The sequence below is a fragment of the Roseitalea sp. genome (assembly GCF_984466335.1).
In genome coordinates this window covers 1-8,669 of sequence record NZ_CFIFWG010000135.1, presented here as the reverse complement: position 1 = coordinate 8,669, position 8,669 = coordinate 1, and the positions used below count along the sequence as shown (strand labels likewise).

Genomic DNA, 8,669 nt, shown 5'->3' with positions numbered 1-8,669 from the left:
GGCGCGTGCCGGCGCGGCAGCGCCGATCTCCGCCAGGCCCAGGCCGACCGCGACATCGGTCGTCGTCAGCGTCTCGCCGCCGAAGACCAGCGCCTGCTCGAAGATGCGGTAGCCGACCGAGCGCGGCCCGATCGCCATGTCGCCGCCGTCACCGGAAACGATCGTGCCGCCCCCGAGCGCGATGGAGAAGACGTCGGGCATGCGGAAGTTGGTGCGCACGCCGCCAACATCGACGGTGGTCGACGCCGGCCGGGGAAAGCCCTTGACGATGGCGCCGACATCGGTCGACGTGCCGCCGACATCGGCGACGATGGCGTCGGCCTGGCCGGACAGGAACGAGGCGCCGCGCATCGAATTGGTCGGCCCGCTGGCAAAGGTCAGAACCGGATAGCGCTGGACGAAATCGCGGCTCATCAGCGTGCCGTCGTTCTGGGTGATGAAATAGGGGCAGGTCAGCTCCACCGATTCGAGCGCCTTGGCGAACGCGCCCACCGTGCGGTGCGACAGGGCGCGCAGCGACGCGTTCATGATCGCCGCGTTCTCGCGTTCCAGTATGCCCAGGCGGCCGATCTCGCTCGACAGGGTGAAGTCGGCGCCGGGCAGGCGCTCGCGCAGCACCGCCATCGCCTTCTTCTCCATCTCGTCATTGACCGGGCTGAACACCGAACAGATCGCGACCGTGTCGATGCCCTTGGCGGCGATCTCGTTGGCGATGCCCTTCAACTCGTCCTCGTCGAGCGCGGAAATCTCCCTGCCGTCGAACTCGTTGCCGCCGCTGGCCATCCAGCTCAGATCGCCGACCGCCTCGCGAATGTCGTCTGGCCAGTCGACCATGGGCGGCAGGCATTGCGCGGCGGGCAGGCACAGCCGCACCGCGGCCGTGCGCGCCAGATGCCGGCGCTCGACCACCGCATTGGTGAAATGGGTGGTGCCGATCATCACCGCGCCGACCTGGTCCTTGGGCACGGCGGACTGGTCGAGCGCCCTGGTCAGGCTTTCGACGACGCCCGTCATCACGTCCTCGCTCGTTGGCGACTTGACGCCGGCCAGGATGCGGTCGCCCTCCATGACCACCGCGTCCGTGTTCGTTCCGCCAACATCGATCCCTATTCTGAACATGGTCCCTCTCAATTGCCGAGCGCCGTCGAGGTGGCCAGAACCGCCTCGCGCTCCTGTCGTGTAACCTTGGGTTTTTGCGCCGCCTCGGCCTCTGTCAGCACCGGAATGGCGCTGAGCAGGGCGCGCGTATAGGCGTGCTCGGGCGCGGCGAAGACGCGCGCCGTCGGCCCGGTCTCGCAGATCCGGCCCCGGAACATCACCGCGACGCGGTTGCAGAAATTGCGCATCAGGCTCAGATCGTGGCTGATGAAGACGAAGGTCAGGTCGAACGCGTCGCGCAGGCGGTGCAGCAGATCGATGACGGTGGCCTGCACCAGCACGTCGAGCGCCGATGTCGGTTCGTCGAGCACGACGATGCGCGGCTTGACCGACAGCGCGCGGGCGATGGCGACGCGCTGCTTCTGGCCGCCCGAAAGCTCGTGCGGATACATGGACGCATAGGATGCGGGCAGGTCGACCATCTCCAGGAGCTCGGCGACGCGCCCGTCAATGTTGCTGCCCTCGTGGCCGGTGAACTTGAGCGGCACCGCCAACTGGTCGGCCACCGTGCGGCGCCGATTGAGCGACGAGCCGGGGTTCTGATAGACGATCTGGACCGTCTTGCGGAACGCCTGGGTGCCGGCGAAATCCGAAACCGGCCGGCCGTCGATCCTGATCTTGCCACTGGTCACCGGCGTCAGGCCGAGGATCATCTTGGCGAGCGTCGTCTTGCCCGAACCGCTCTCGCCGGCGATGCCGAAAATGTCGCCATGGTCGATCCGCAGCGACACATCGTCGACCGCGCGGTGGCTGCCGGTGATGCGGTTGAAGAGGCGCTCGCGCGTCGCGAAATCCTTGGTCACGGCGTCGATCTCGATCATGGGCCGGGGCTCGGCGTCGTTCTCGACGGTCCGCACGCCGTCGCCATAGAGCGGCGGCACGGCGGCCATCAGCCGCTTCGTATAGGGGTGCTCGCTGCGGGCGAAGATCCGCTCGCGCGGCCCGGCCTCGACGATGCGGCCCCGCTCCATCACGTTGACCCGGTCGGCGGTCTCGCGGACGACGCCGAGATTGTGCGTGATGATCAGCAGCGACAGTCCTTCCTCGGCGACCAGCCGGTTGAGCAGGTTGAGAATTTCCTGCTGGGTGGTCACGTCGAGCGCCGTGCCCGGCTCGTCGGCGATCAGAAGGTGCGGCTCGTTCAGGAGCGACATGCCGATCAGGACGCGCTGGCGCATGCCGCCCGACAGCATCATCGGATAGGATTGAAGGATGCGCGCGCCGTCCGCCAGTTGCACCTTGCGCAGCGTTTCGACGATGTGGTCCCGCCTGTCGCGGGCGCTGCGGGGTCGGCCAAGGCGGATATCGGCATAGCGGACGATGTCGTCCATCTGCCGGCCGATGGTCAGCACCGGGTTGAAGGACAAAAGCGGGTCCTGGAGCACGATCGACATGCCCGTGCCCTTGAGCCGGTTGCGCTCGGCGCGCGACAGGGTCAGCAGCGAGCGGCCCTCATAGTGGATCGTGCCGGCCTCGATGATCGCCGGCGGCATGGGCAGCGTGCCGATGATGGCGCGCATGGTCACGGTCTTGCCCGAACCCGACTGGCCGATCAGCGCGACGCGCTCGCCCTTTCGCACCCGCATGGAGACGTCGTGCAGGATGCGGCGGGTCCGGCCGTAGCTGGAAAAGGCGATGGTCAGCCCGTTGACGTCGAGGATCGGCGCGCTCACAGCTCGACGTCCATCATGTCGCGCAGCCCGTCGCCGAGCAGGTTGAAGCCGAGGATCGCATAGAGGATCGCAAGGCCGGGCATCAGCGCCTGCCACCAGAATTCGGGCATGTATTCCGAGCCGGTCGACACCATCGTGCCCAGGTCCGGCGTCGGCGGCTGGATGCCCAGGCCCAAAAAGGAGAGCGACGCGCCGAGCAGGATGACGAAGCCCGCGTCCAGCGACATCTTGACGGCGATGGCGGAGACGCAATTGGGCAGGAGTTCGCGGAAGAGGATATGGACATGGCTGGCGCCCGCCACCTTGGCGGCCTCGACATAGTCCTCGTTCATCTGCGCCTTGACGATCCGGTAGATCAGCCTTGTGTGCCAGGTCCACCACAGGAGCGTGATGGCGATCATGGCGTTGACCAGGTTGGGCGACAGCACGGCGGTGATGGCCAACGCCATGGCGAGCGGCGGCAGCGCCAGCATCACGTCGGTGAAACGCATGATGACGGTCTCGGTCCAGCCGCCGAAATACCCGGCGACAAGGCCGAGCACGACGCCGAGCGGCACGGCCACGCCCAGCACCCCGACCACGAGCCCCAGTGAAACGCGATAGCCGTAAAGAACGCGGCTCAAGATGTCGCGGCCGACATTGTCGGTGCCCATCCAGTGGTCCCAGCTTGGCGGGCTGTGCCGGTTGCGGAAGTCGACGAACGCGCCCGCCGATTCCGGCGAGGGTGCAAGAAACGGCGCGAAGACGGCGGCGCCGATGACTGAGATCACGATGAAGCCGCCGACCATCGCGCCGGGGTTTCGGGTGAAGCGATACCACGCCATGCGGCGGGCACTCATGGTGCGTTCGCCCTGGGCTGCCTCTTCGGGCAGCACGGCCGTCACGCGCCCGTCCTCGCGCGCAGGCGGTGGCGCGGATCGAGCACGCCCAGGATGATGTCGATCACCAGATTGGCGACGACGAAGAAGATGCCGGAGACCAGGACCACGCCGATCACCGCGTTCAGATCCTTTTGCAGGATGGTGCGCACGCCGTAGCTGGCGATGCCCGGCCAGGAAAAGACGAACTCGACGATGAAGGCGTTGCCGATCAGCGAGGCGAATTCGAGGCCGAGAATGGTCAGCGGCGCGACGGCGGCCACGCGCAGCATGTAGCGGAAGGTGACGACGCGCTCGGGAATGCCGTAGGCGCGCGCGGACTCGATGAAGTCGCGTCCGGCCACCTCGATCATCGCGGCCCGCGTGATGCGCATCACCTGGCCGATGCCGGCCGCCGCCAGCGCGATCGAGGGCAGGAGCAGGTGGCGGATCGCGTCGCCGACCACATCGAAGCGGCCCGCGATCAGCCCGTCGACGATCAGCAGCCCCGTAACGTTCGCCGAGAAGTCGAGCGAAGGGTCGAGCCGCCCGGTCACGGGGAAAAAGCCCCAATAATGGCTGGCGAGCAATTGCAGGACGATCGCCAGCACGAAGCCCGGCGTCACCACGCCGATCAGCGATATGACGCGGGTGAGGTTGTCGACCCAGGTGTCGCGATAGATGGCGGCGAGGACACCCAGCGGGATCGACAGGCCGATCTGCACGACGACGGTGAACAGGACCAGTTCGAAGGTGGCGGGCAGGGCGGCCATGATGTCGTCCATCACCGGCCGGCTGGTCAGAAGCGACGTGCCCAGATCGCCCTGCGCGAGCCCTGTCAGATAGGACCACAACTGCGCCCAGACCGGTGCGTCCAATCCCATTTCGAGGCGCAGTTGGGCGACCTGCTCGGCGGTGGCCAGCGGGCCGAGGGCGATGCGGGCGGGATCGCCGGGCACGATCCTCGCGATGACGAAAATCAGGATCGCAAGCCCGACGAGGACGAACAGCAGCGAAAGGGCGCGTTTGAGCAGATAGACGAGCAATGCCACCTCCACGCCCAACCTCGCAGAAACGGCGGCTCCTCAGCAGGCATTAAAATGGACAGCTTTGCACAAAAAAGTCTAGTTTTAACAAAAATCAGAGATTTCCTGTATTTTTTCAATAAGTTCACCGCGCTTTCGAACTTCGAATTCGCGCAGCAAGCTGCTGATGTGGTACTTCACCGTGGCTTCCGAGATGCCCAGATTGCGGGCGATCTGCTTGTTGGTCGCGCCCGACCGCAGCGCCGTGACGATCCGAAAGCGGCGGTGGCCGATGCCGCGCGCGCGCATCGGGCGCGGCACGACATAGCTCCTGCGGACCTTCTCAAGGGTTCGGCGCGTCATGCGGGCCAGCTGCGTATGGCCGCGTGCGAACCGGCCCGTCGCAAAGCGGCTTGCGACCGTGACGACGGCATCGCGATGTTCGAGGAAAGGCGCGATGTGTCCCTCGTCCACCGCGAGCCGGAGCGCGCGCTCCACATGCCGCCTTTGCGCCGTGCCGTCCCGCGCCTCGAAGGCGCGCTTGGCCGCCTGAAGCGCATCGACGATCGTCCCGCGCGGGCCGGGCGCCGCGACGACCTTATCGCCTGCGTGCGCCTCACTGAGGTTGCGCAGGAGCACGTGACCCAGCGCGCTCTGGATCGGCGACCGGCGTGCCGCCGAAACGACTTGTCGACAGGCGTCCTCACGGCAGTCGAGGCGCTCGATTTCGGCGTGGACCAGATCGAGCGCGGGCGCATGCCAGCCGTGCCGCCGGCTGAAGTCGACCTGGCATGCCTCCAGATAGCGCATGGCCTTGTCGCGCCCGGACTGGAAGAAGCTCGCCATGGTGCCGATCCGGCAGAGCTGTATGAAGATTTCGGCCCAGCTGTCGCCCGCCACCAGGCTGCGCCGCAGCGACTGCGCGCGAGACGGAACGGCCTCGATCGCGCCGATCTCGTAGGCGGCGGTCAGTCGCAGGGTTTCGATCAGGTCGTATTCGTTGCGGTAACGCGTGCCGGCGTGGCGCAGAAGGCGCTCGGCGGCATCGGTATGGCGGCGGGCCATGCGCAGATGGCCCTCGATGATGCTGAGGTCGGCCAGATGCAGGTGGATGAAGTGTTCGAGATAGGCGTGGCCGGCCGCGCGATAGCTTTCAAGCGCGCGCCGCCCGGAGGTCTGGGCCTCGTTGAGCCGGTTGAGCCGAACCAGGTTCGCCAGCATGGCATTGTGATAGAGCCCCTCGCGCAGCGGCGAGCCGAGCGGCAGGCGGCGCTCAAGCTGCTTCCAGCGCGTGATGCTCTCCTGGCTGATCGGGTCGCCCAGATGGATCGAGACGAGCAGCCGGCTCATCTCGACCCGGATCGTCGGCTCGAAATCGAGCGCTGGATCGTCGAGACAGGCGCGGGCGCGGCCCGCCCGCCCCTGCTTGCAAAGATGCATGCACAGCGCTCCGAGAAACGCTTCATTGTCGCGCCAAAGCCCTTCGGGCGCCGCCTCGATGATCCTGCCCAGCGGCGCGTAGCCGTGGATGAACGCGAAAAGATCGCCACCGCCGGTTTCGAACCGCCGCATCGCGGTGTCGATGTCGCCGGCGGCGAAGCGGTCGAGGACATTGGCGGCCAGGGCCCGGCTCGGCCTGACGGCCCTGTCGATCACGGTGTCGGTGTTCATGGCGCCATCGTGCCATCGGCCGCGACCGCCGGCAACATCGCGAGCCCTGCCCGCCCGTGCGCTCTTTCGACATCCACATGTCCGATTTCGCTTGTTCCCCCATCGAGCAATGCTTACCAATGGCGTCGCAACGGTGCCGCCCGAAAGGGTGGAGAATAGGGAATTCGGTGCGGCGACCCAAATCGGGGCCAAGGCCGAAGCTGTCCTCGCAACTGTAGGCGATGAGCCGATGTCGTCGATGCCACTGGCCGTAGGGCCGGGAAGGCAAGACACCGGCGCTCGAATCGCAAGCCAGGAGACCTGCCGTTCACCGAGAGTTCGGGCACCGCCGAGGGGTTGCGGTGACGGCCGTGCGGCGGGTCCCGCGCGCCAAGCGCGCATGGGCCGGCCAGGCGGACCGCTTCCATGCGCGCGTCCGACGCTCTCTTTGGTCAAACCGGCCGGCGATGCCGCCGCGCCATATCAAAGACTGAGGAGCACAATGCCGAACGCTTTCACGAACCGCCTTGCGGCGCCGCTTGCCGCCATCGGCCTTGCGGTCTCGACCGCAGTCCTGGCCGCGGTCCCGGCGGCCGCGCCGGCCCTCGCCGAAACCCGCGAAATGGTCATGGCCGCGCCGCGCGATCTGGCGCCCGGACCGGAGGATGCCTACTACACCTCGACGATCCTGCACGTATGGGAGCCGCTGGTCGTCGGCGGCGAGGACGGCCGGCCCGTCCCGCACCTGGTCACCGACTGGCGGATGTCCGAGGACGGCAAGACATGGACCTTCACGATCCGGCAGAACGTCACCTTCCACAATGGCGAGACGATGACGGCCGAGCACGTGGTCGCGAACTTCCAGCGCATGATCGACGTCAGCCCCAAGCGATCGCCCTTCTACACGATGAATGTCGAGCGCTCCTATCCCGGCCTGGTTTCCGTCGATGTGGTCGACGACGCCCGGTTCACCATGGTCTTCGATGCGCCGCGTCCGACCCTGCCATACGCGATGGTCAACTTCTCCTCGCCCGTCGTCCATCCCGACAGCTTCGATGACGAGGGCAACTTCTCCCGGTTTCCGATCGGCACCGGACCGTTCAGGCTGGTCGCGCACGATCCGCAGGTCGACCTCGTGATCGAGCGTTTCGACGGCTATTGGGGCGCGCCGGCCGGCACGCAGCGCATTCGCGTGCGGACCATTCCCGATGCCGATACGCGCGCGGCCGCCTTCCGCGCCGAGGAGATCGTCGCCGTGATGGATCTGGGCGCCATGCCCCCCGAGCAGGCGGTCGGCCTGGCGCAGGACCCCCGGTTCGAGATTTCGTACAACCCGTCCAGCATCTCGCACTATCTGCACATCAACGGCACGGACGGGCCGCTGGCCGACGCCCGCATGCGCCAGGCGATCAGCCTGGCGATCGATCGCGATCAGATCGTCGAACTCTATCGCGGCTTCACGACGCCGACGGTCAACTTCCTGAACGTGACCAACCCGTTCCACATCGATATCCCGATCGAGCACGATGTCGGGCGCGCCGCAGAGCTCGCGGACGCGGTGCTCGGCGGTGGGCGCGCCTCGGTGAGGATGCTCGTTCCCTCCTGGGGCCTTGGCCGCTACCCTTACCGCGCGCAATCGGAGCTGATCCAGTTCATGCTGGCGCCGATCGGCCTTGATGTCGCAATCGAGGTCATGGACGGTGGCGCGTTCAACGAAGCCATGCGCCGGGGCGAATACGATATCGCCATGCGTATCCAGGGTCTGCCCAACGCCGATCCGGCGACGCTCTTCAACAGCTATCTGCGCGCCGGCGGCAACCAGAACATGGCCTTCAGCCTGGGTTACGACAATCCGCAGATGAACGCGCTGATCGATGCGGCGAACGCCTCGCTCGATCTGGTCGAGCGGGCCGAACTCTATGCGCAGATCCAGCGCCTGGCCGCCCGTGACCTGCCCACCGTTCCGCTGATGAACGATGCGACCGTGATCGTGCATCATGTGGACGTTGTGGGGCTTGAGCAGCGGGTCTACGGCACGACGCTGCCGCGTGCGGCCTGGTCCGACGACTGATCGTCACCCGATGCTCGGCTATACGCTGCGCCGGATGATGCTGGCCGTGCCGGTCCTCGTCGGCGCCACCGTCATCGCCTTTGCCCTCGGCGTCATCGCGCCGGGGGACCCTGTCGCCGACGCCCTTGCTCAAAACGGGTTCGATGCGCCGACCCCCGAAGAGATCGAGGCCATGCGCATCGCGCTCGGTCTGGACCGTCCCCTGCCCATTCAGTATTTCGACTGGCTGGGCGGC

General features: G+C 66.8%; 6 protein-coding genes, 1 pseudogene and 1 riboswitch. Of the genes and pseudogenes, 2 read left to right on the top strand and 5 right to left on the bottom strand.

Annotation, left to right across the window (positions count from 1 at the left end; genetic code table 11):
* The 5 genes from AC5E6L_RS11865 to AC5E6L_RS11845 form a co-directional block, all read right to left on the bottom strand.
* Positions 1–1,119, bottom strand: a 1,119-nt coding sequence (locus AC5E6L_RS11865; RefSeq protein ID WP_491773518.1) for a hydantoinase/oxoprolinase N-terminal domain-containing protein, incomplete at its 3' end; no start/stop codon positions are given.
* An 8-nt stretch (positions 1,120–1,127) separates the two neighbouring features.
* A complete protein-coding gene (locus AC5E6L_RS11860) occupies positions 1,128–2,831 on the bottom strand; it encodes a dipeptide ABC transporter ATP-binding protein (protein ID WP_491773516.1) in 1,704 nt (567 codons plus the stop codon).
* Positions 2,828–3,670 (bottom strand): ABC transporter permease, encoded by an 843-nt coding sequence (locus AC5E6L_RS11855; RefSeq protein ID WP_491773520.1) that lies wholly within the window; start codon positions 3,668–3,670, stop codon positions 2,828–2,830. Before AC5E6L_RS11855 ends, AC5E6L_RS11860 begins: the two co-directional genes overlap by 4 nt.
* A 41-nt stretch (positions 3,671–3,711) precedes the next feature.
* Complete coding sequence (locus AC5E6L_RS11850; protein ID WP_491773514.1) at positions 3,712–4,746, bottom strand: ABC transporter permease; 1,035 nt, start codon at positions 4,744–4,746, stop codon at positions 3,712–3,714.
* A 72-nt stretch (positions 4,747–4,818) separates the two neighbouring features.
* Entirely contained in the window at positions 4,819–6,384 is a 1,566-nt protein-coding gene (locus AC5E6L_RS11845; protein ID WP_491773512.1) for a helix-turn-helix transcriptional regulator, read from the bottom strand.
* Between the two features lie 116 nt (positions 6,385–6,500).
* A riboswitch (cobalamin riboswitch) is annotated at positions 6,501–6,706 on the top strand.
* Positions 6,707–6,865: 159 nt separating this feature from the next.
* Here AC5E6L_RS11845 and AC5E6L_RS11840 point away from each other — a divergent pair.
* Positions 6,866–8,434, top strand: coding sequence for an ABC transporter substrate-binding protein (locus AC5E6L_RS11840; protein WP_491773510.1), 1,569 nt, complete (start codon positions 6,866–6,868; stop codon positions 8,432–8,434).
* Between the two features lie 10 nt (positions 8,435–8,444).
* A pseudogene (locus AC5E6L_RS11835) lies at positions 8,445–8,669 on the top strand (ABC transporter permease); the annotation flags it as partial.